Genomic DNA, 21,728 nt, shown 5'->3' on the forward strand with positions numbered 1-21,728 from the left:
TCACATATTCCGCCGATATTCCCCACCCACGTCATACAGCGCATGGCTGATCTGACCGAGGCTGTGGGTCTTGACCGCTTCCACCAGCGCCGCGAAGACGTTCCCCCGCCTGCGCGCCGTGTCTTGAAGATACGCCAGGCCGTGGCCGTCGTGCACCTCGGCCGCGCTCTCCCCGCCCTCTTCCGCCACCACGTGGCCGTGGCCGGTTTCCCCTTCCGGGGCAAGCCCATTACGTGAGGCCTGCCAGCCGCGCACGTTCTCGATCTGCTGGGCCTTCTCGCCCTCGGTCGAGCGGATCAGCTCGATCTCGGTGGCCACCTCGCCGGCGTGTTCCTTGGGCAGGAAGGTGTTGACGCCCACCAGGGGCAGCGAGCCGTCGTGCTTCCTGTGTTCGTAATAGAGGGACTCTTCCTGGATCTTGCCGCGCTGGTACATGGTGTCCATGGCGCCGAGCACGCCGCCGCGCTCGCTGATGGCCTCGAACTCCTTGTAGACGGCTTCCTCGACCAGGTCGGTCAGGTACTCAACCGCGAAGCTGCCCTGCCACGGGTTCTCGCAGAAGTTCAGCCCCAGCTCCTTGTTGATGATCATCTGGATGGCCACCGCGCGGCGCACGCTCTCTTCGGTGGGCGTGGTGATGGCCTCGTCGTAGGCGTTGGTGTGCAGGCTGTTGCAGTTGTCGAACAGTGCGTACAGGGCCTGCAGCGTGGTGCGGATGTCGTTGAACTGGATCTCCTGCGCGTGCAGGGAGCGGCCGCTGGTCTGGATGTGGTACTTCATCATCTGGCTGCGCTCGTTGCCTTGGTAGCGCTCGCGCATGGCGCGGGCCCAGATCCGGCGGGCGACGCGGCCGATGACGGTGTACTCCGGATCCATGCCGTTGCTGAAGAAGAAGCTCAGGTTGGGCGCGAAGTCGTCGATGTGCATGCCGCGCGCCAGGTAGTACTCGACGATCGTAAAACCATTACTCAGGGTGAAGGCGAGCTGGCTGATCGGGTTCGCCCCGGCCTCGGCGATGTGGTAACCGGAGATGGACACCGAATAGAAATTGCGGACCTGGTGGTCGACGAAGTACTGCTGGATGTCGCCCATCATGCGCAGGGCGAACTCGGTGCTGAAGATGCAGGTGTTCTGGGCCTGGTCTTCCTTGAGGATGTCGGCCTGCACGGTGCCGCGCACGGTCCTAAGCGTTTCGGCCTTGATCGCGGCGTAGGTGTCGGCGTCGAGCAGCTGCTCGCCGGTGATGCCGAGCAGGCTCAGGCCCAGGCCGTCGTTCCCGGCCGGCAGGTCGCCGTGGTAGCGCGGGCGCGGGCGACCTTCGAAGAACGCGTCGATCTTCTGCTGTGCGTCGGCCCAGCGCTGCGGGTCGGCCTTGAGGTACTTCTCGACCTGCTGGTCGATGGCGGTGTTCATGAACATCGCCAGGATGATCGGCGCCGGGCCGTTGATGGTCATCGACACGCTGGTGGTCGGCGCGCACAGGTCGAAGCCGGAGTACAGCTTCTTCATGTCGTCCAGCGTGGGCACGTTGACGCCGGAGTTGCCGATCTTGCCGTAGATGTCCGGGCGCGGCGCCGGGTCTTCGCCGTACAGGGTGACCGAGTCGAACGCGGTGGACAAGCGCGCGGCCGGCTGGCCGGCGGACAGGTAGTGGAAGCGGCGGTTGGTGCGCTCGGGCATGCCCTCGCCGGCGAACATGCGGATCGGGTCTTCGCCGGTGCGGCGGTACGGGTAGACGCCGCCGGTGTAGGGGTAGCTGCCGGGCAGGTTCTCCTTGCCGAGGAAGGTCAGCAGCTCGCCCCAGGACTTGTAGGTGGGCGCGGCGATCTTGGGGACCTTCTGGTGGCTGAGGGATTCGCGGTAGTTCTCGACGCGGATGGTCTTGTTGCGGACCTGGTATTCGGTGGCTTCGTCGGTGATGGACTTGAGGCGGGCCGGCCATTCGCGCAGGTTGCGCAGGGAGTCGCTGGAGAGCGATTGGACGGCGTCGTTGTAGCGCTGGCGCAGGGTGAGCAGGGAGCGGTCGCCCTCCCCTTGCAGGTCGGCGCTGTCGTACAGGGCGAGCGCGGCGGGCAGCCTGGCGTCGCCCAGGTCGCGCAGGGATTCCCAGTAGGACTGGGCGCGGCTGGCGGTCTCGGCTTCGCTCTCGATGCGGCGGTTGATGCCGCGGCCCTGCTCGGCGATCTCGGCCAGGTAGCGCACGCGCGCGCCGGGGATCAGCACGGTCGCGCGCGGCTCCTTGAGCGTGGTGTCGATCTGCGGGGTCCACTTCTCGGCCGGCAGCGACAGCCTGGTGGACAGCAGCCGGCACAGGTTGGCGAACATCCAGCTGATGCCGGGGTCGTTGAACTGGCTGGCAATGGTCGGATAGACCGGCACGTCGGCATCGGCGGTGCTGAAGGCGGTGCGGTTGCGCTTCCACTGCTTGCGCACGTCGCGCAGCGCGTCCTCGGCGCCGCGGCGGTCGTACTTGTTGAGCACGATCAGCTCGGCGTAGTCGAGCATGTCGATCTTCTCGAGCTGGCTGGCCGCGCCGTAGTCGGAAGTCATCACGTACATCGGGAAGTCGACCAGGTCGACGATCTCCGAATCCGACTGGCCGATGCCGGCGGTCTCCACGATCACCAGGTCGAAGCCCAGCGACTTGAGGTAGCCGATGCAGTCCTTGAGCACCGCGTTGGTGGCCACGTTCTGCCGGCGGGTGGCCATCGAGCGCATGTAGACGCGGTGGTTGCGCAGCGAATTCATGCGGATGCGGTCGCCGAGCAATGCTCCACCACTACGACGACGAGTCGGGTCGACCGAGATCACCGCCATGCGCATGGCCGGGAAGCTGGACAGGAAGCGGTTGAGCAGTTCGTCGGTGACCGAGGACTTGCCGGCGCCGCCGGTGCCGGTGATGCCGATGACCGGCGTGCGGCCGGCGGCCAGCTGCCACTGCTTGCGCAACTTCGCCAGCTCGGCCTCGCCGTGTTCGCCGTCCTCGATCGCGCTGAGGGCGCGGCCGATGGTGATTTCGTCGGGGGAAGAGAAACCGGGGTCAGAGTGCACTTTCCCCGTCACGCCGCTCACCGTATCGGAGGCCCCGGAGGAAAGTGCACTCTGACCCCGGTTTTTCCCCTCGCGCGCGGCAGTGGCGCGGGCGACGACGTCCTCGATCATCTCCACCAGCCCCATCTTCATGCCGTCGTTGGGGTGGTAGATGCGCTCGACGCCGTAGGCTTCGAGTTCGCGGATTTCCTCGGGGGTGATCGTGCCGCCGCCGCCGCCGAACACGCGGATGTGCGCGGCGCCGCGCTCCCTGAGCATGTCGACCATGTACTTGAAGTACTCGACGTGGCCGCCCTGGTAGCTGGACAGCGCGATCGCGTCGGCGTCCTCCTGCAGCGCGGCGCGGACCACGTCCTCGACGCTGCGGTTGTGGCCCAGGTGGATGACCTCGGCGCCCTGCGCCTGGATCAGCCGGCGCATGATGTTGATCGCCGCGTCGTGGCCGTCGAACAGGCTGGCGGCGGTGACGAAGCGCAACGGCGTGGTGTCGGCGTGCGGTGCAGGAATCTGGCTGGCGGGCGTGCTCATGCGCGGGCTGCTTGAATCAAGGACTTGGGCCCGATTCTAGTGCTTGCACGCGAAACCGATGGGTGCGCTGCAGCGTGACTTTGGTCGCAGGCGACGGGGTTGCCCGTGTGTGCCGAACCTGCGGCCGCGTACTGCCCGGTGGCCCTCGCGTGCGGGCGGCCTGCGGGTCGATGCCGGGCAGTGCGGCAGCGCATCCCCGGCCACGCCGCCGGCAAGCCCGCCCCACCCGGCCATCAGGCGCCCTGGGGAGGAACCGCCCCGTCGAGGGGGCGGGCTTGCCGGCGGTGCGGGCGATGGATCGCGCCTGCCCTGCAGGCCTGGCACAGGCGACCGGCGCGGCCGGCCGCCAGGCTCAGGCGAACCCGAACGGCAGGTTCGGCGAGGACACCACGCGCTCGCCGACCGCTTCGCCGCGGACGAACCGCAGCGCCGCTTCGATCACCGTGGCGTCGCCGGCGATGCGGTGGTGGCCCAGGCCGGTGGTGGTGAGCAGGCGCGCGTCGGGCCACAGGCGGGCGTAGCGCTCGCCCTCCTCCCACGGCACGTCGTCGTCTTCCAGGTCGTGCACGACCAGCGCCGGGGCGGCCATGCGCGGCGCGTGGTGCTGGGCGGCGAAGCTGTCGACCGGCAGGCCGATCTGGCGCTCGAAGCCTTCGAACATGCGCGCCACCAGCGGCGGCGCCAGCCCGATCATCCGGCCGAAGCGGCCGCCGGCCGCGCGCAGGTCGGCGGCCGGCGCGACCAGCACCACGTGCCCGGCGCGCAGGCCGGCGCTGAGCGCGAGCAGCGCGGCCGCGCCGCCCATCGAATGGGCAACCAGCACCGCCGGCGCGCCATGCCGGCGCGCGACCGCGGCAATCGCGGCGGCGAACGCCGGCAGGATCGCGCGGCCGCCGTCGTTGCGGCCGTGGCCGGGATGGTCGAACGCGACCACCGCGTAGCCGGCCTCGCGCAGCGGCGCGATCCACGGCCGGCAGCGCAGGCCGAAGCTGGACCAGCCGTGCGAGAACAGCACGTATGGCTGCGTCGCTGGATCGCCCCAGGTGTAGGTAGCGATGGAATGGCCGTCGCTCATGACCTGGCCCACGACCGCGTCGTCAGCCTCGGCCGCCAGCGCCCGGCTGCGCGAGGACGCCATCGGCGTGCCGAACAGGCGCGAGGCGCGGCGCACGGTGGCCTCGGGCATCAGCCAGCCACCGACGGCGAACGCGGCGCGCAGCAGCCGGGGCACCGACGGAGACCGAACGGTCGTGCTTTTTTGCGGCGAAGTGACGGGCGCGACGGCGGCCATGGCGGGGCTCCTGCGGGGCTTACGGCTGGGGGGGATGGGCCGGCGCGGGGGCGTCGGCGGTATAGCGCGCGAACAGGTCGGCGACCGCGCGGCGCGCGAGGTCCTGCGCGGCCTGCGGCTGGTGCAGGCGGGCGTGGTGCAGGCCTTGCATCAGCGCATCGAGCTGGAACGCGACCAGCGCCGGATCGGTGCCGGCGCGCAGGTGGCCCTGCTCGACCGCCAGGGCGACCGCGCGTTCGAGCGCGGTGCGCCAGGACTGCATCATCGTGGCCACGTGGTCGCGCATCGGCCCGGGACGGCCGTCGTACTCGAACGAGGCGCCGAGGAACACGCAGCCGTCCGGGTGGGCCATGATCCAGCCGATCCAGGCTTCGACGATCGCGTGCAGGCGCGGCAAGCCGCGCGGCTGGCGCATCGAGGGCGCCATGACCTGGGCGATGAACTGCTCGGCGGCCCAGTCCAGGGTCTGCCGGACCAGGTCCTCGCGCGAGCCGAAGTGGGCGAACACGCCGCTCTTGGACATGCCGGCCGCGCTGGCCAGCTCGCCGATGGTCACCCCTTCCAGGCCGACCCTGGCGGCCATGCCGCAGGCGCGTTCCAGCAGCATCCCACGGGTGCTGGCGCCCTTGGCGGTGGCGGCGGCGATGGCGGCGGACGGGGTCATGGCGGCTTGAATAGCACGACCGTTCGTATCTTTCAAGCCCGGACGCGACCAGTGTCACAAGGCTGGAGTTAGAATGCGCCCTGCGACGACCGCCCCTCCCCCTGGCTCCGTCGCATTTTTGTTTTCTGGACCCGGTGTTTGCCGGGCGTTGACCCGCCACCTTCAGCCACACGGCCACGGTCGCGCCCCACCCGCCACGCGCGACACGACGCGGAGCCCATGATGCTTTTCGAAACCCTCGCCACCTCAGGCCACGAGCAGGTGGTCTTCTGCAACAACCCGGACGCAGGCCTGAAGGCGATCATCGCGGTGCACAACACGGTGCTCGGGCCGGCGGTCGGCGGCGCGCGCATGCGCCACTACGCCAACGAGGCCGATGCGGTGCGCGACGTGCTGCGGTTGAGCCGCACGATGACCTACAAGAACGCGCTGGCCGGGCTGAACATCGGCGGCGGCAAGGCGGTGATCCTGGGCGACCCGAAGACCGACAAGACCGAGGTGCTGTTCCGCGCCTTCGGCCGCGCGGTCGAGGCGCTGGGCGGGCGCTACATCACCGCCGAGGACGTCGGCACCGACGTCAACGACATGGAACAGATCTACCTGGAGACCGAGTTCGTCACCGGCGTGCACCAGGTGCACGGCGGTTCCGGCGACCCGGCCCCGTTCACCGCCTACGGCACCCTGCAGGGGCTGATGGCCTCGCTGCAGCGCAAGCTCGGCCACGAGGAAGTGGGCAAGACCAGCATCGCCGTGCAGGGCCTGGGCCACATCGGCATGGAGCTGGTGAAGCTGCTGCGCGAGCGCGGCGCCAAGCTGTACGTGAGCGACCTGGATCCGAAGCTGGTGGACCGCGCGGTGTCCGAGTACGGCGCCGAGGCGGTGAAACCCGACGAGATCTACGACGTGGCCGCCGACGTGTTCGCGCCCTGCGCGATGGAAGGCAGCATCGACGCGAAGACGCTGGAGCGGCTGAAGGTCAAGATCGTCTGCGGCTCGGCCAACAACCAGTTGGCCAGCCACGCGATCGGCGACGAGCTGTACCGGCGCGGCATCCTGTTCGCGCCCGACTACGCGGTCAACGCGGGCGGGGTCATGAACGTGTCGCTGGAGATCGACGGCTACAACCGCGAGCGGGCGATGCGGCTGATCCGCAGCATCTACTACAACGTCGGCCGGATCTTCGACCTCTCCGAGAAGGAGAAGATCAGCCCGCAGTACGCGGCCGACCGCATCGCCGAGGCGCGCCTGTCCTCGATCGGCAAGCTCAAGCTGCCGATGGGCCGGACCCGGCCGCGGATGGGGCACCTGCGCGGCGAGCACTGAGGCGCTGGCCGGCGGCTGACCTGCCCCGCCCCGCGTCGCTGCAACGGCCCCGCGAAGCGCATTCGCGGGGCTTTTTTGTGCACCCGCACGTGTGGTCCGGCGGGCCGCGGCCTACACTAGGTACAAACGAAACCATCAGGGGGCGCAATGCGGATTTTCCAGCTCGGCGAGGAGATCGACGCGCTGCGCGAGGCCGTCCGCCGCTTCGCCGAGGCCGAGATCGCGCCGCGCGCGGCGGCGATCGACGAAGACAACGCGTTCCCCCAGGACCTGTGGCCCAAGCTCGGCGAGCTCGGCCTGCTCGGCATGACCGTACCGGGCGAATATGGCGGCAGCGAGATGGGCTACCTGGCCCACCTGGTGGCGATGGAAGAGATCTCGCGCGCCTCCGGCTCGGTCGGGCTGAGCTACGGCGCGCACTCCAACCTGTGCGTGTCCAACCTGTACCTCAACGGCAACGAGGCGCAGCGCACGAAGTACCTGCCGAAACTGTGCAGCGGCGAGTGGAAGGGCGCGCTGGCGATGAGCGAACCGGGCGCGGGCTCGGACGTGGTCGGCTCGATGAGCTGCCGCGCCGAACTCAAGGACGGCGCGTGGGTCGCCAACGGCAACAAGATGTGGATCACCAACGGCCCGGAGGCCGACGTGCTGGTGGTGTACATGCGCACCGCCGGCAAGGACGCGGGCAGCCGCTGCATGACCGCCTTCATCGTCGAGCGCGGCATGAAGGGGTTCTCGACCGCGCAGAAGCTGGACAAGCTCGGCATGCGCGGCTCCAACACCTGCGAGCTGGTGTTCGAGGACTGCCGGATCCCCGCGGAGAACGTGCTGGGCGAGGTCAACCAGGGCGTGCGCGTGCTGATGAGCGGCCTGAACACCGAGCGGCTGGTGCTGACCGGCGGCCCGATCGGGCTGATGCAGGCGGCGCTGGACATCGCCCTGCCCTACGTGCGCGAGCGCAGGCAGTTCGACCAGGCGATCGGCACCTTCAGCCTGATGCAGGGCAAGCTGGCCGACATGTACACCGCGCTGCAGTCCAGCCGCGCGTTCGCCTACCAGGTCGCGCGCGAGTTCGACGCCGGCGTCTCCTCGCGCGCCGCCGCGGCCGGCTGCCTGCTGCACGCGTCGGAGGCGGCGGTGCAGGTCGCGCTGGAGGCGATCCAGGCGCTGGGCGGCAACGGCTACATCAACGAGTTCGCCACCGGCCGCATCCTGCGCGACGCCAAGCTCTACGCGATCGGCGCCGGCACCAACGAGATCCGGCGGATGCTGATCGGCCGAGAGCTGTTCGAGGGGCGAGGCTGATCCGCTTGCGCGGCATGCCGCGCGGGTCAGCCGAGCGCCCGCCGCGCTGCGGCGGGCCGGAACGAGGCTGATCCGGCTTACGCGGCACTGCCGCGTGGATCAGCCGAGCGCACGGCGCGCTGGGCCGGGCCGGAACGAGGCCGACCCGCTTGAGCGGCATGCCGCGTGGATCAGCCGAGCGCACGGCGCGCTGCGCCATACTGGACCCACGCTGATCCGCTGCGCGGCCAGCCGCGTGATTCCATCTCTGCCCCGGCCACGCTGCGCCCGGCAGGACCCACACTGACCGAGCTTGCGCGGCACTGCCCCGTGCATCAGCCGAATGCATGGCGCGCCGCAGGGCCGAACTGGATGCCCGTCCGCGCGGCACGCCGCACGCGCCCCGCGTGCCTACCGGTACGAAACCCGGCTCCGCGCGACCGGGACCACAACGGAAGAGCCGGGCATGGCCCGGCTCTTCCGTATCACCCCATCCCTTCGGCGCGTCCGCGCGGATCAGAACCCGAACGCATACCTCAACGACACCATGCTCGCGTCCCCGCGCGGGCCGAAGCGCTGGTCGTAACCGAGGGACAGGCTCGAGGCCGGCGTCAGCCAGGCCGAGGCGGACAGGCCGAACATGCCACCCGACAGCGCCGGGTTGGACGCTGCCAGCGGCGACCACGCCTCCACGCCGACGAAGCTGGCCGACAGCGCCAGCCCCTCGCTGGCCAGCGTCTGCTGCCATTCGACGTAGCCGTCCAGGCGGACGCGCTGCCAGTCCCGCCCCGCGCGCAGGCCGGCGATGGCCTGGGTGCGCGACGAGGTGCTCGCCCCGGTCCGCAGCCCGAAGCCGGCGGCGCCGTCCTCGTGGAAGCCGTCGCTGCGCACGCGCGCATGTTCGGTGGCCAGGTACGGCACCAGGGTGCCGGCCGCGCCTTCGAAGCGGTAGCCGGTCTCCACGCCGGCGACGGCGAAGTCGCCGTCATAGTCGCTGTGCAGGCCGTAGCGGCTGGCGCCCAGCAGCAGCTCGCGATCGATCTGCCGCTGCCACTGGCCGGCGCCGAACTGGCCCATCACGTAGGCCTGGTTCCATTGCCGGCCCAGGTAGGCCTGGGCCTGCGCCTGGCGCTCGCGGGCTCGGTCCGCCAGTCCGTCGAGCCGGCTGTCGCTGCGGCTTTCGCCGAAGGCCAGGCCGGCCACGGCCGCGCCGCCCATCGACAGGTCGTGGCCGGCCATCCAGCCGTTGACCTGCGCGTCGGTGCCATCGCCGCTCGATGCCGTTCCACCCAGGGCCCGCAGCCAGCTCCCGGCGCGGCTGCTTCCGCCGGCCAGTTCGGCGAACCGCGACGACAGCGCCCGCCGGCCGAGGTCGAGGGTGTCGTACGTCGCCGCCGCGGCCGAGGCGTGCACCTCGCCGGACAGGCTGCGCAGCGAGCGGGCCGCCAGGCCCGCGTCGGTGGTGTGCTGGAACTCGCCGGCCGTGCGGATGAAGCCGTCGGAAACGACGCCGGCGCCGGTGCCCTGCTGCCCGTCGATCCCGTCGAAGGCCGCTTCCACGCGCTGCGCCGCACCCAGCGCCGCGGGGGTGATGTCGGCCAGGCTCGCCGCCGCCGCGGTCACGTCCAGGCGGCGCACGTCGAGCCAGGCCGCGTTGCTGGTGTACAGCAGCGAGGCATCGAGGAACACCGTCGAGGCGCTGGTGAGGCCGGCGAACCGGCCACTGATCCCGCCGGTGGCCGTCAGCACGTCCTCGCGGGACTGGGTGACGTAGCCGCTGCGCACGCCGGCCACGTGCACGTTGCCGCCCTCCAGCGTGGCGGTGCCGTCCACCTGCAGGTGCCCGTGGCCAAGCACCATGGACAGCTGGCTGCCGGCGCGCTGCACGTAGTTGCCGTCGACATTGATGCCGGTGGTCCCGGTCGTGGCCGGGCCGATGTGCACCACGCCCGCGTTGGTCAGGTCGCCGCCGAGCTGCGCGGCGCCTTCCAGCCGGCCTCCCGCCTCCACGAACACGTCCGACGCCTGCACGTTGCCCAGCACCCGCAGGATGCCCGCCTGCACGCGCGTGTCGCCGGTGTAGGCCAGCCCCGCCGAGGGGCCGCCGATGCTCAAGGTGCCCTGGCCCTGCTTGACCAGGCCGCCGCTGCCCGTGATCGGGTTGGTCCACGCCGAATCGCCGGTGACGTTGGCGGTGACCGTGCCCCAGTCGAACTTGCCCGGCCCGCCGAGTGCCCTGGCGACGTCGAGCAGGCCGTAGCCGAACACATCGTCCGGCCCGGCGGCACCCAGGTCGGCGGCGGTGCCGAGCAGCGTCTGGCGCACCAGGTCGTTGTTGAAGTAGGGGAACTTCTCCCAGACCACGGCCGCGGCGCCGGACACCAGCGGCGCGGCGTACGAGGTACCGCTGCCGTATGGCAACGGCACGCTGGGCGTGGCGCCCGTGTCGGTATGGGAGGGGAACTGGGCAGTGCCCGGCGCGACCAGGCAGTAGTTCTTCGCCAGGCCGCAGGCGTTGGAGTAGTACATCAGCCGGCCGGGGCTGGACGTATCCAGCGCCGCGACCGCCAGCCAGCCCTTCTCGAGGTCGGCGGCCGGCATGGTGCCGTTGCTGCCCGCCTTGCTGGGCAACGACGACATGTCGGTGGGATTGGCGCGGCCTTCGTTGCCGGTGGCGAACACCACGAGTCCGTCGTGGTCGTTGATGAAGAACCGGTACTCGTCGGCGATCGGCGCGGTCGCGCTGGCCTGGGTCCAGTACAGGCCACCCCACGAGTTGTTCATGATCCGCATGCCACGCGCGACCAGGTCCTGGTGGATCGGCTTGAGGCCCAGCGCGCCGGTGACCTCGTTGCCTTGACCCGAACCGTCGTCCTTGGGCCGCTCGTCGTTGATGATCCGCGCCGACAGGATCGAGGCTCCCGGCGCGATGCCGCCTGGCCAGCTGCCATAGGCCGCGCCGGCGGCGAGCATGGCGACGGTGGTGCCATGGCCTACCTTGTCGTCCACCGTCATGTCGTTGCCGGTCCGGCTGACATAGACCAGGTTGGCCGCCACCCGCCCGGCGAGGGCCGGGTGGTTGTGGTTGACGCCGGTATCGATCACGCCGATCCGGTAACCGGCACCGGTGTAACCCTGGCGCTCGGCGGCGGTGGCGTGGGTCAGGGTCAGGTGCGCGTCGATCGGCGGCTTGGCGATCGGCGGCGGTGGCGAGGTCGGCGGCGGCGGCGGGGGTGGTGACACCGGAGGCGAGGTCGGGCTGCCCGAGCGCAGGTTGCCGCCGCCTCCCCCGCCGCACGCCGCCAGCCCGCCCGCGAGCGTGGTCGCGATCGCCACGGCCAGCACCGTCCGCGCCACGCCGCCGCATGCGCCTTGGTTCAAGAGGATTCGCATTTCATCACCTGAATTGTTGATCTTGACCGGCTTGCGCCGGCCACCCCCGCACATGGAGGTTCTATACCGCAAAGCCCGCCGACTGTCGCCTGCCCGGGCGGACGGTGGCAGGTGTCATCGCCTGCGCCGATAATCAGCCCTCTTTCCCACAGGCCCGCCCCCATGTCCGACATCGTCATCGCCGCCGCCAAGCGCACCGCCATCGGCTCGTTCCTGGGCCAGTTCACCGGGGTGCCCACGCCGACCCTGGGCGCCGCCGCGATTTCCGCCGCGCTGGAGCAGTCCGGCGTGCCGGCCGCGGATGTTTCCGAAGTGATCATGGGCTGCGTGCTGCCGGCCAACCTCGGCCAGGCGCCGGCCCGGCAGGCCGCCCTGGCCGCCGGCCTGCCGACCGGCACCGGCGCGACCACCATCAACAAGGTGTGCGGTTCCGGCATGAAGGCGATCATGCTGGGGCACGACCTGATCAAGGCCGGCTCGGCCACGGTCGTGGTCGCCGGCGGCATGGAATCGATGACCAATGCCCCGCACCTGATCCCCAACTCGCGCACCGGCAACCGCTACGGCGGCTTCCAGGCGGTCGACCACATGGCGTGGGACGGCCTGACCAACCCGTACGACGGACAGGCGATGGGCGTGTTCGCCGAGGCGACCGTGGCCAAGTACGGCTTCACCCGCGAGGAGCAGGATGCGTTCGCCATCGAATCGGTCAAGCGCTCGCAGGCCGCGCAGGCTTCGGGCGCGTTCGACGGCGAGATCGTCCCGGTCAAGGTCGCCACCCGCAAGGGCGAGGTGGAGTTCGCCAGCGACGAGCAGCCCGGCAAGTCGGACATCGCCAAGATCCCGACGCTCAAGCCGGCGTTCAAGAAGGACGGCAGCGTGACCGCCGCCAGCTCCTCGTCCATCTCCGACGGCGCCGCGGCGACGGTGCTGCTGTCGGCCGACGAGGCCGCCCGCCGCGGCCTGCAGCCGCTCGCGCGGATCGCCGCCCACGCCACCTTCTCCCACCAGCCGGAGTGGTTCACCACCGCACCGGTCGGCGCCATCACCGCCGTGCTCGACAGGGCCGGCTGGAACGCCGTGGACGTCGACCTGTTCGAGATCAACGAGGCGTTCGCGGTCGTGGCCATGGCGCCGATCAAGGAGCTGGGCATCCCGCATGCCAAGGTCAACGTCAACGGCGGCGCCTGCGCGCTGGGCCATCCGATCGGCGCGTCCGGCGCGCGCCTGGTCGTGACCTTGGTCAACGCCCTGCGCACCCGCGGCCTCAAGAAGGGCGTCGCCGCGCTGTGCATCGGCGGCGGCGAGGCTACCGCGATCGCCCTGGAAGTGCTGTAATCGTTTTTCACGCCTTTTCGACGAAAATGACCCGTGGCCGCTTGACAGTGGAAACGGGCTTGTCATCATGTTGCCGGCGCGCAACCGCGCGTTGCCCAAACTAACGACGAGGAATATCCAACATGAGCATCAACAAGCTGCTGATCGCCCTGGCTCTGGGTCTGGCCCTGGCCGCGTGCTCGAAGCAGGAGCAGGCCCAGGACGCCGCCGCCGCTGCTGACGCCGCCGCCGCCGAGGCCCAGGCTGCTGCCGATTCGGCCGCTGCCGCCGGCGCCGCCACCGCCGACGCCGCCCAGGGCGCTGCTGACGCCGCTGCCGCCGCTGCCGACACCGCCGCCGACGCTGCTGCCGCCACCGCTGGCGCCGCGACCGACGCGACCGCCGAAGCCGCTGCCGACACCGCCGAAGCCGCTGCCGACGTTGCCGACCAGGCCAAGGACGCTGCCGAAGAGGCCAAGGAAGAAGTCAAGCAGTAATCTGCTGACCTTCCTGCTGTACCGAAGCCGCCGGGAAACCGGCGGCTTTTTTTTGCGCGTGGCATAGCGCGGTCCGACGCCGCTTCGGCGCGTGGCCGGGGCGGTTCACGGGACGATGAAGCGGGTCCGGGCAAGCTGCGCCCGCTTGACCCCCATCCACCAGAGGAGTGCCCGATGAACCGCATGTCCGTGCTTGCCCTCAGCGTCCTGCTCGTCCCGCTGGCCGCCTGCACCCCGCCGGCCGAGCGCGAGGCAGAACAGGCTGCCGACCACGCCGCCGCCGCGGCCGACCACGCCGCCGCGGCGACCGAGCATGCCGCCGCCAACGCGGTGGACGCCGCCCAGGAAGCGGGTGCCAAGGCCGAAGCCCAGGCCGAGCAGGCCGCCGCGAAGACCGAGGCGGCGCTCGACGACGCCGCGGTCGCCACCCGCGACGCGGCCAGCCGTGCCGCCGACGCGACGGCCGACGCCACCGCGCGCGCCGCCGATGCCACGGCCGACGCCGCCGAGCGCGCGGCGATCGAAGCCCGCGAGGCGGCCGACGCCGCCGAGCGCAAGGCCGAGCAGAACTGAGCCCTCCCGGTCCGCCGGCACCCGCCGGCGGGCCGGTCTGCTGCCGGCGTGCTGCGCCGCCAGAAGGCCCCGCGCGCGGGCTCACGTATCCTTCGGGCATCCGCACGCCAGGACGCCCATGCCCGCCCTCCGCAGCCAGATCGACGCCCGGTCCCCCGAATTCGCCGCGCACGCCGAGCACCACCGTGCGCTGGCGGCCGAACTCCACCGCCGCCTGGAGCGCGCCGCCGCCGGTGGCGGCGACAAGGCCCGGCAACGCCACACCGAACGCGGCAAGCTGCTCGCACGCGACCGCATCGACGCCCTGCTCGATCCCGGCTCGCCCTTCCTCGAGATCGCCCCGCTCGCCGCCGAGGACATGTACGAGGGCGCGGCGCCCGCCGCCGGCATGGTCTGCGGCATAGGCCGGGTCATGGGCACCGAGGTGGTGGTCGTGGCCAACGACGCCACGGTCAAGGGCGGCACCTACTTCCCGATGACGGTCAAGAAGCACCTGCGCGCGCAGGAGATCGCCCGCGAGAACCGCCTGCCCTGCGTCTACCTGGTCGACTCCGGCGGCGCGTTCCTGCCGCTGCAGGACGAGGTCTTCCCCGACCGCGAGCATTTCGGCCGCATCTTCTACAACCAGGCGCGGCTGAGCGCGGAGAACATCCCGCAGGTCGCGGTGGTGATGGGCAGCTGCACCGCCGGCGGCGCCTACGTGCCGGCGATGTGCGACGAGTCGGTGATCGTGCGCGACCAGGGCACGATCTTCCTGGGCGGGCCGCCGCTGGTGAAGGCCGCCACCGGCGAGGTGGTCGATGCCGAGGCGCTGGGCGGCGCCGACGTGCATACGGCGGTATCGGGCGTGGCCGACCACTACGCCGAAGACGACGCGCACGCGCTGCAGATCGCGCGCGCCATCGTCGGCCACCTCAACCGGAGCAAGGCACCGCCGGTGGCGCTGCGCGAACCGCGCGAACCGCTGTACCCGGCCGAGGAGCTGTACGGCATCGTGCCGGCGGATACGCGGCGCCCGTTCGACATCCGCGAGGTCATCGCCCGCCTGGTCGACGGCAGCGAGTTCGACGAGTTCAAGGCGCGCTACGGCAAGACCCTGATCACCGGCTTCGCCCACATCCACGGCTGTCCGGTCGGCATCGTCGCCAACAACGGCATCCTGTTCGCCGAGAGCGCGCTGAAGGGCGCGCATTTCATCGAACTGTGCAACCAGCGCGGCATCCCGCTGGTGTTCCTGCAGAACATCACCGGCTTCATGGTCGGCCGCAAGTACGAGAACGCCGGCATCGCCAAGGACGGGGCCAAGATGGTGACCGCGGTGGCCTGCTCCTCCGTGCCGAAGTTCACCGTCGTGATCGGCGGCAGCTTCGGCGCCGGCAACTACGCGATGTGCGGGCGGGCCTACGGCGCCCGCTTCCTGTGGATGTGGCCCAATGCGCGGATCAGCGTGATGGGCGGCGAGCAGGCCGCCAGCGTGCTGGCCACGGTGCGCCGCGACGCCATCGAGGCCGGCGGCGGCCAGTGGAGCGCCGACGAGGAAGAAGCGTTCAAGGCGCCGGTGCGCGAGCAGTACGAGCAGCAGGGCAGCCCCTGGTACGCCACGGCCCGGCTGTGGGACGACGGCATCATCGATCCGGTCGATACCCGCCGGGTGCTCGGCCTGGCCCTGTCGGCCTCGCTCAACGCGCCGATCGAACCCGCGCGCTTCGGCGTGTTCCGGATGTGAGCGCGATGCAGCGCAAGGTGGTGCTGGTCACGGGCGCCGGGCGCGGCATCGGCGCGGCCACCGCGGTGCTCGCCGCGGAGCGCGGCTACGCCGTGGCGGTCAACTACCGGCGCGACGCCGACGCCGCGGAGGCGGTCGTGGCCCGCATCCGCGACGCGGGCGGCGATGCGGTCGCGCTGCGCGCGGACGTGGCGGTCGAAGGCGAGGTCGCCGGGCTGTTCTCGCAGGTCGATGCGCGCTACGGACGCCTCGATGCCCTGGTCAACAACGCCGGCATCCTCGAAACCCAGGTGCGCGTGGACGGGATGGACGCGGCGCGCGTGCGCCGCGTGCTCGACGCCAACGTGGTCGGGCCCCTGCTCTGCTGCCGCGAGGCGGTCCGCCGCATGTCGACGCGGCACGGCGGCCGCGGCGGCGCCATCGTCAACGTCTCGTCGGTGGCCGCATTGACCGGTTCGCCGGGCGAGTACGTCGACTACGCCGCCTCCAAGGGCGCGCTGGACACGCTGACCCGCGGCCTGTCGCAGGAAGTGGCGCAGGAAGGCATCCGCGTCAACGGCGTGCGGCCGGGCTTCATCTACACCGACATGCACGCCAGCGGCGGCGAGCCCGGCCGGGTCGACCGGGTCAAGGCGTTCGTGCCGATGCGGCGCGGCGGCCAGCCCGAAGAGGTCGCGCAGGCGATCCTGTGGCTGCTCTCGGACGAGGCTTCCTACAGTACCGGCGGCTTCATCGACGTGGCCGGCGGCCGCTGACCGGATCCGCCGACCTTCGTTCTTCTCCGGAGGCCACCATGGACCTGCAACTGCAAGGCAAGCGCTGCGTGGTGCTGGGCGGCAGCCGCGGCATCGGCCGCGCGGTCGCCCTGGGCCTGGCCGCCGAGGGCGCGGATGTCGCGGTCTGCGCGCGGGGCGCCGGCGCGCGCGGCAGGAACGCGCTGCAGGAGGTGGAAACCTCGCTGCGGACTTACGGCCGGCGCATCCACGTACGCCCGTGCGACCTCGCCGACGCCGCTTCGCTGGCCGCGTTCTTGGACGGCGCACGGCAGGCCTTCGGCGGCGTGGACGTGCTGGTCCACAACGCCTCGGCGCTCGCGCTGGGACCGTCGGTGGCGGACTTCGAGGCCAGCCTGCGCGTGGACGTGCTGGCGGCCGCACGCGCCTGCGAGCAGGTGATCCCGTGGATGAAGGCGGCCGGCGGCGGCAGCATCGTCCTGGTGGCATCGATCTCCGGGCTGGAGGCCAGCCCCGGCCCGGACTTCGGCTATGCCTCGGCCAAGGCCGCGCTGATCGCCTACGCCAAGAAGCTGTCGATCTTCCACGGGCCGGACCGGATCCGCGCCAACGCGATCGCGCCCGGGTCGATCGAGTTCGAGGGTGGCCTGTGGGACCAGGTCCGGCGGCAGGATCCGCCGCGCTACGAGGCGGTGCGCGCCGGCATCCCCTGGGGCCGGATGGGCACGCTGCAGGAAGTGGCCGACGTCGCCGTGTTCCTCGCCTCGCCGCGGGCGCAGTGGGTCACCGGTGCCTGCGTGCCGATCGACGGCGGGCAGCACAAGGGCATGCGCTGACGCGGCGGCGCCCGCGGGTGCCTGTGTCGATCCCGTGCCCGGCCGCACGTCGGGTGCATATTCCCAACGCAAGGAGATCGTCATGGCTACCGGAACCGTCCGCCTGCACCGCGTCCTGCGCTGCCCGCCCGAGCGCCTCTACCGCGCATTCCTCGAGGCCGCCGCCATGGCCAAGTGGCTGCCGCCGCATGGCTTCACCTGCCACGTCGAACAGTTCGAGCCCCGGGTCGGCGGCCGCTTCCGGATGGCGTTCACCAACTTCGGCACCGGCCACCGCCATGCCTTCGGCGGCGAGTACCTGGAACTGGTCCAGGACCGCACCATCCGCTACGTGGACCGCTTCGACGACCCCGGCCTGCCCGGCGAAATCCAGGTGACGGTCAGCCTGGCGCCGGTGCTGTGCGGCACCGAACTGCAGGTCGTGCAGGAGGGCATTCCGGAAGCGATCCCGGTGGAGATGTGCTACCTGGGCTGGCAGGAGTCGCTGCAACAGCTGGCGCAACTGGTTGAGCCGGAGATTCCCGACGCCTGACTGCGTGCAGGTACGCATGGCGCATGCGGTCTGCTAGCTTCTCCGGTTCCCCGACGCCTGCACTGGAACCGCATGACCGTCCGCCGCTTCGCCGTCCATGCCCGCGCCGCGGGCGGCCTCCTCTCGATCCTGCTGTTCGCCGCGTGCACGCGTCCCGCCGCCACCGAAGCGGCGGCCACGGTTTCCGCGGATACGCCCGCCACGGCCGCGCCGGCCGGTGCGGTGGCGCGCGGCACCCATCCGGACCTGTTCGCGGAGGCCGGCTATGCGCGCGCCGAGGTCGACGCCCGGATCCAGGCCGCGTTCCAGCAGCTGTTCCACGGCGACCAGGCACAACAGGCCGTCTACTACGAGGACGGCGGCAACGAGCACGGCCCGATGGCCTACATCCACGACGTCAACAGCGGCGACGTCCGCTCGGAGGGCATGTCCTACGGGATGATGATCGCCGTGCAACTGGACCGGAAGGCCGAGTTCGACGCGATCTGGAACTGGGCGATGACCCACATGTACCAGGACGATCCGAAGCACCCCGCCTACGGCTACTTCGCCTGGTCGGTGCGCACCGATGGGGTACCCAACGACGAGATGCCCGCGCCCGACGGCGAGGAGTACTTCATCACCGCCCTGTACTTCGCGGCCCAGCGCTGGGGCGATGGCGAGGACTTGTACGACTACCGCGCCCACGCCGACCGCCTGCTGGCCGACGTGCTGCACCGCGCACCCATCACCGGCGCCACCTCGCGCGGCCCGATGACGGCGGTCAACCTGTTCGACCATGAGGCGAAGATGGTGCGCTTCACCCCGGACCAGGCCAACGCGGCGCATACCGATGCGTCCTACCACCTGCCGGCGTTCTACGAGGTCTGGGCGCGGGTCGGTCCGCAGGCGGACCGGGCGTTCTGGAGCGAGGCCGCACGGGTCAGCCGCGACTATTTCGCCAAGGCCGCGCACCCGCGGACCGCGCTCACGCCCGATTACGGCAACTTCGACGGCACGCCGTGGGCGGCGTCGTGGCGACCGGAGTCGGCCGATTTCCGCTACGACGCCTGGCGCAGCGCCATGAACTGGTCGGTGGACTGGTCGTGGTGGGCCGTCGACCCGCGCCAGGTCGAGATGAGCAACCGCCTGCAGGCGTTCTTCGAGTCGCAGGGCATGGCCGGCTACCAGAGCCTGTACACCCTGGACGGCACGCCGCTGGGCGGCGGCCAGACCACCGGGCTGGTCGCGACCAATGCCGTGGCCAGCCTGGCGGCCGACCACCCCCGCCGGCTGGCGTTCGTGCGCGCGCTGTGGGAGCTGCCGGTACCGAGCGGGCAGCATCGCTACTACGACGGCATGCTGTACCTGATGGCGCTGCTCCACTGCAGCGGCGATTTCCGCGCGTGGCTGCCGCCCGGACCGCCCGCCGCCCGGGCGGCTCCGGAGCGACGCTGACGCCGGCCTCCGCCAGGCTCCGGCGCGCGTGCCGGAGGCCTCAGCGTTTGGGCCCCTCGGGGCCGCAGTCGGTGCAGCCCCCGCAGGCGGCCGCACCGCCCCGGGAGGGCGGCGCGATCCATCGCGCCAGCCCGCGCATCCAGGGCGGCCGTCCCTCGCGCACGAGCGGCGCGGCAGCGGCCAGCCGCACCCGCCGCACGGTTCCGGGCAGCTGCTTCCTGGCGAAGATCCACAGCGCGACCAGCACGATCGCACCGACCAGCAGGTACTGCAGCCACAGCGGCAGGTCCATGGCCGTCGCCCTGCCCTAGCCCGCGCCCAGCCGCACCGCGACCTGGTAGGTCAGCAGCGACGCCAGGTAGGCCAGCGCGAAGAGGTAGCCGGCGGCGATCGCCATCGTCTTCCACGAGCCGGTCTCGCGCTTGATCGCCGCCCAGGTGGCCAGGCACTGCGGGGCGTAGATGAACCACACCAGCAGCGACAGGCCCGTGGCCAGCGACCAGCCGTCGGTGATCAGTGGGGTCAGCGCCTGCGCCGCGGCCTCGTCGTCGGCGGCCGACAGCGCGTACACCGTGGCCAGCGACGACACCGCGACCTCGCGTGCGGCCAGCCCCGGGATCAGCGCGATGCAGATCTGCCAGTTGAAGCCGAGCGGTGCGAACACCACGGCCATGGCATGGCCGATCCGGCCGGCGAAGCTGTAGTCGATCGCCGGCATCGTCGCGTCGGCCGGCGCGGCCGGGAACGAGAGCAGCACCCACAGCAGCACGGTCAGGGCGAAGATGATCCCGCCCACGCGCTTGAGGAAGATCATGCCGCGCTCGTACAGGCCGATCAGCAGGTCCCGCGGATTGGGCAGCCGGTAGGACGGCAGCTCCAGCATCAGCGGATGCTCGCCCTTGTCGCGGCGCCACTTCTTCATCACGAACGACACCGCCAGCGCGCTGAGGATGCCGGCCATGTACAGGCCGAACAGGACCAGGCCTTGCAGGTTGAAGCCGCCCCACACCTCGCGCGCCGGGATGAACGCACCGATCAGCAGCGCGTACACCGGCAACCGCGCCGAGCAGGTCATCAGCGGCGCGACCAGGATCGTGGCCAGGCGGTCGCGCGGGTCCTGGATGCTGCGCGTGGCCATGATCCCGGGGATCGCGCAGGCGAAGCTGGACAGCAGCGGGATGAACGAGCGCCCGGACAGGCCGGCGCCGGCCATCATCCGGTCGAGCAGGAACGCCGCGCGCGGCAGGTAGCCGGATTCCTCCAGCGCCAGGATGAAGGCGAACAGCACCAGGATCTGCGGCAGGAACACGATCACCCCGCCCAGGCCGGCGATGATCCCGTCCACCAGCAGGCTGGCCAGCGGGCCTTCGGCCATGCGCGCGCCGACCCATTCGCCCAGCGCGGCGGTGCCGGCCTCGATCAGGTCCATCACCGGCGTGGCCCAGGCGTAGACCGCCTGGAAGATCAGGAACATGATCACCGCCAGGGTCAGCAGCCCGAACAGCGGGTGCAGCAGCCAGCGGTCCAGCGCGTCGTCGATCCTGGCGGTGCGGGTCGGCATCGACACGGCCGCGGCCAGCAGGCGCCGGGTTTCGGCATGCAGGTCGGCATCGTCGGCCAGCTGCGCGGCCGGTGGATGCGGGTGGGCGGCGACCTGGTCGATGCGCTCGACCAGCGCGCGCGCGCCGTGGTGGCGCACGGCCACCGTCTCCACCACCGGCACGCCCAGCTCGCGCTCCAGCGTGGCGCGGTCGATGGCGATGCCACGGCGCTCGGCGGCGTCGCTCATGTTCAGGGCCACGATCATCGGCCGCCCCATCTGCCGGACCTCGAGCACGAAGCGCAGGTGCAGGCGCAGGTTGGTCGCATCGACCACGCACACGAGCACGTCCGGCGCCGGTTCGCCGGGATAGAAGCCGCGGCACAGGTCGCGGGTGATCGCCTCGTCCAGGCTGGCCGGGGTCAGGCTGTACGCGCCGGGGAGGTCGAGGACCGCGTAGGACCGGCCCGCGGGCGACTGCAGCCGGCCTTCCTTGCGCTCGACGGTGACGCCGGCGTAGTTGGCGACCTTCTGCCGGCTGCCGGTGAGCTGGTTGAACAGCGCGGTCTTGCCGGAATTGGGATTGCCCAGCAGGGCCAGGCGGAGCGGGACGGCGGGCGCGCTCATGCGGGCGCTCCGGCGACGGGCGCCGCGACCCGCACGCGGGCGGCTTCGGCGCGGCGCAGGGCGAAACGGGTGTAGCCGACCTGGACCAGCAGCGGCTCGGCGCCGAACGGACCCCGGGCGACGACCTGGACCTGCTCGCCGGCGACGAAGCCCAGCTCGCGCAGGCGCCGCGCGATCGGGTCATGCGGGTGGCGGTCTTCCACGGATTCGACGAGGACGGGGGTGCGGGGCAGCAGTTCGGACAGCGTCACGTGACATCCGGTTATCAAGAACTGTTCTCAATTCTACCACCGCCGGCCCCGCCCCGCCGCGCTGCGTCATGGCCGCTCGGGGCCTCGCGGCTATCATCGAAGGCCGCAACGATCCGGGAACGAC

Annotated in this window: 17 protein-coding genes; 10 read left to right on the top strand and 7 right to left on the bottom strand. The window is 71.2% G+C overall.

What is annotated here, in order from left to right; all coding sequences use genetic code 11:
• From ACA089_RS04820 to ACA089_RS04830, 3 genes are all read right to left on the bottom strand, one after another.
• On the bottom strand, positions 1-3,579 hold the full coding sequence (locus tag ACA089_RS04820) for a methylmalonyl-CoA mutase family protein (RefSeq protein ID WP_372013906.1): 3,579 nt from the start codon (positions 3,577-3,579) through the stop codon (positions 1-3).
• A gap of 352 nt (positions 3,580-3,931) precedes the next feature.
• Entirely contained in the window at positions 3,932-4,810 is an 879-nt protein-coding gene (locus ACA089_RS04825; protein ID WP_372013909.1) for an alpha/beta hydrolase, read from the bottom strand.
• 79 nt (positions 4,811-4,889) lie between these two features.
• Positions 4,890-5,534, bottom strand: coding sequence for a TetR/AcrR family transcriptional regulator (locus ACA089_RS04830; protein WP_372013912.1), 645 nt, complete (start codon positions 5,532-5,534; stop codon positions 4,890-4,892).
• A 222-nt stretch (positions 5,535-5,756) separates the two neighbouring features.
• On the opposite strand from ACA089_RS04830, the gene ACA089_RS04835 reads away from it, so the two are divergent.
• Both ACA089_RS04835 and ACA089_RS04840 read left to right on the top strand, forming a co-directional pair.
• The gene (locus tag ACA089_RS04835) at positions 5,757-6,857 is read left to right on the top strand and encodes a Glu/Leu/Phe/Val family dehydrogenase (protein ID WP_372013915.1); all 1,101 of its coding nucleotides are present in this window, start codon (positions 5,757-5,759) and stop codon (positions 6,855-6,857) included.
• Between the two features lie 147 nt (positions 6,858-7,004).
• Entirely contained in the window at positions 7,005-8,162 is a 1,158-nt protein-coding gene (locus ACA089_RS04840; protein WP_372013918.1) for an isovaleryl-CoA dehydrogenase, read from the top strand.
• Positions 8,163-8,657: 495 nt separating this feature from the next.
• On the opposite strand, the gene ACA089_RS04845 is transcribed toward ACA089_RS04840, so the two are convergent.
• Positions 8,658-11,534, bottom strand: a complete 2,877-nt coding sequence (locus ACA089_RS04845) for a S8 family serine peptidase (protein ID WP_372013921.1) — start codon at positions 11,532-11,534, stop codon at positions 8,658-8,660.
• Between the two features lie 162 nt (positions 11,535-11,696).
• On the opposite strand from ACA089_RS04845, the gene ACA089_RS04850 reads away from it, so the two are divergent.
• The 8 genes from ACA089_RS04850 (at position 11,697) to ACA089_RS04885 (ending at position 19,186) form a co-directional block, all read left to right on the top strand.
• Positions 11,697-12,872 carry a thiolase family protein gene (locus tag ACA089_RS04850; RefSeq protein ID WP_372013923.1) on the top strand — a complete coding sequence of 392 codons (1,176 nt, stop codon included), beginning with the start codon at positions 11,697-11,699 and terminating at the stop codon, positions 12,870-12,872.
• Between the two features lie 122 nt (positions 12,873-12,994).
• Positions 12,995-13,348 (top strand): hypothetical protein, encoded by a 354-nt coding sequence (locus tag ACA089_RS04855; RefSeq protein WP_353688798.1) that lies wholly within the window; start codon positions 12,995-12,997, stop codon positions 13,346-13,348.
• A 174-nt stretch (positions 13,349-13,522) separates the two neighbouring features.
• Positions 13,523-13,921, top strand: a complete 399-nt coding sequence (locus ACA089_RS04860) for a hypothetical protein (protein ID WP_372013926.1) — start codon at positions 13,523-13,525, stop codon at positions 13,919-13,921.
• 118 nt (positions 13,922-14,039) lie between these two features.
• Positions 14,040-15,647, top strand: a complete 1,608-nt coding sequence (locus tag ACA089_RS04865; protein ID WP_372013929.1) for a carboxyl transferase domain-containing protein — start codon at positions 14,040-14,042, stop codon at positions 15,645-15,647.
• 5 nt (positions 15,648-15,652) lie between these two features.
• A complete protein-coding gene (locus tag ACA089_RS04870) occupies positions 15,653-16,402 on the top strand; it encodes an SDR family oxidoreductase (RefSeq protein ID WP_372013932.1) in 750 nt (249 codons plus the stop codon).
• Between the two features lie 38 nt (positions 16,403-16,440).
• The gene (locus ACA089_RS04875; protein ID WP_372013935.1) at positions 16,441-17,217 is read left to right on the top strand and encodes an SDR family NAD(P)-dependent oxidoreductase; all 777 of its coding nucleotides are present in this window, start codon (positions 16,441-16,443) and stop codon (positions 17,215-17,217) included.
• An 82-nt stretch (positions 17,218-17,299) separates the two neighbouring features.
• Positions 17,300-17,749, top strand: a complete 450-nt coding sequence (locus ACA089_RS04880) for an SRPBCC family protein (RefSeq protein WP_372013938.1) — start codon at positions 17,300-17,302, stop codon at positions 17,747-17,749.
• Between the two features lie 72 nt (positions 17,750-17,821).
• Entirely contained in the window at positions 17,822-19,186 is a 1,365-nt protein-coding gene (locus tag ACA089_RS04885; RefSeq protein WP_372013940.1) for a glycosyl hydrolase family 8, read from the top strand.
• A gap of 40 nt (positions 19,187-19,226) precedes the next feature.
• Here the strand turns inward: ACA089_RS04885 and ACA089_RS04890 are convergent, their stop codons facing one another.
• Genes ACA089_RS04890 through ACA089_RS04900 form a run of 3 tightly spaced genes read right to left on the bottom strand, consistent with a single transcriptional unit; the run spans position 19,227 to position 21,604 of the window.
• Positions 19,227-19,478, bottom strand: a complete 252-nt coding sequence (locus ACA089_RS04890; RefSeq protein WP_372013943.1) for a DUF6587 family protein — start codon at positions 19,476-19,478, stop codon at positions 19,227-19,229.
• A gap of 15 nt (positions 19,479-19,493) precedes the next feature.
• The gene (gene feoB / locus ACA089_RS04895) at positions 19,494-21,353 is read right to left on the bottom strand and encodes a ferrous iron transporter B (protein WP_372013946.1); all 1,860 of its coding nucleotides are present in this window, start codon (positions 21,351-21,353) and stop codon (positions 19,494-19,496) included.
• Positions 21,350-21,604 (bottom strand): FeoA family protein, encoded by a 255-nt coding sequence (locus ACA089_RS04900; RefSeq protein ID WP_372013949.1) that lies wholly within the window; start codon positions 21,602-21,604, stop codon positions 21,350-21,352. Before ACA089_RS04900 ends, feoB begins: the two co-directional genes overlap by 4 nt.
• Positions 21,605-21,728: the final 124 nt, after the last annotated feature.

This window comes from Pseudoxanthomonas fibrivorans (assembly GCF_041464125.1).
Lineage (GTDB): Bacteria > Pseudomonadota > Gammaproteobacteria > Xanthomonadales > Xanthomonadaceae > Pseudoxanthomonas.

Bases quoted from the DNA above. Each gene is read 5' to 3' on its own strand.
- ACA089_RS04820 (WP_372013906.1), bottom strand. From the start codon at position 3,579: ATGAGCACGCCCGCCAGCCAGATTCCTGCACCGCACGCCGACACCACG.
- ACA089_RS04830 (WP_372013912.1), bottom strand. From the start codon at position 5,534: ATGACCCCGTCCGCCGCCATCGCCGCCGCCACCGCCAAGGGCGCCAGC.
- ACA089_RS04835 (WP_372013915.1), top strand. From the start codon at position 5,757: ATGCTTTTCGAAACCCTCGCCACCTCAGGCCACGAGCAGGTGGTCTTC.
- ACA089_RS04840 (WP_372013918.1), top strand. From the start codon at position 7,005: ATGCGGATTTTCCAGCTCGGCGAGGAGATCGACGCGCTGCGCGAGGCC.
- ACA089_RS04845 (WP_372013921.1), bottom strand. From the start codon at position 11,534: ATGCGAATCCTCTTGAACCAAGGCGCATGCGGCGGCGTGGCGCGGACG.
- ACA089_RS04850 (WP_372013923.1), top strand. From the start codon at position 11,697: ATGTCCGACATCGTCATCGCCGCCGCCAAGCGCACCGCCATCGGCTCG.
- ACA089_RS04855 (WP_353688798.1), top strand. From the start codon at position 12,995: ATGAGCATCAACAAGCTGCTGATCGCCCTGGCTCTGGGTCTGGCCCTG.
- ACA089_RS04860 (WP_372013926.1), top strand. From the start codon at position 13,523: ATGAACCGCATGTCCGTGCTTGCCCTCAGCGTCCTGCTCGTCCCGCTG.
- ACA089_RS04865 (WP_372013929.1), top strand. From the start codon at position 14,040: ATGCCCGCCCTCCGCAGCCAGATCGACGCCCGGTCCCCCGAATTCGCC.
- ACA089_RS04870 (WP_372013932.1), top strand. From the start codon at position 15,653: ATGCAGCGCAAGGTGGTGCTGGTCACGGGCGCCGGGCGCGGCATCGGC.
- ACA089_RS04875 (WP_372013935.1), top strand. From the start codon at position 16,441: ATGGACCTGCAACTGCAAGGCAAGCGCTGCGTGGTGCTGGGCGGCAGC.
- ACA089_RS04880 (WP_372013938.1), top strand. From the start codon at position 17,300: ATGGCTACCGGAACCGTCCGCCTGCACCGCGTCCTGCGCTGCCCGCCC.
- ACA089_RS04885 (WP_372013940.1), top strand. From the start codon at position 17,822: ATGACCGTCCGCCGCTTCGCCGTCCATGCCCGCGCCGCGGGCGGCCTC.
- ACA089_RS04890 (WP_372013943.1), bottom strand. From the start codon at position 19,478: ATGGACCTGCCGCTGTGGCTGCAGTACCTGCTGGTCGGTGCGATCGTG.
- feoB (WP_372013946.1), bottom strand. From the start codon at position 21,353: ATGAGCGCGCCCGCCGTCCCGCTCCGCCTGGCCCTGCTGGGCAATCCC.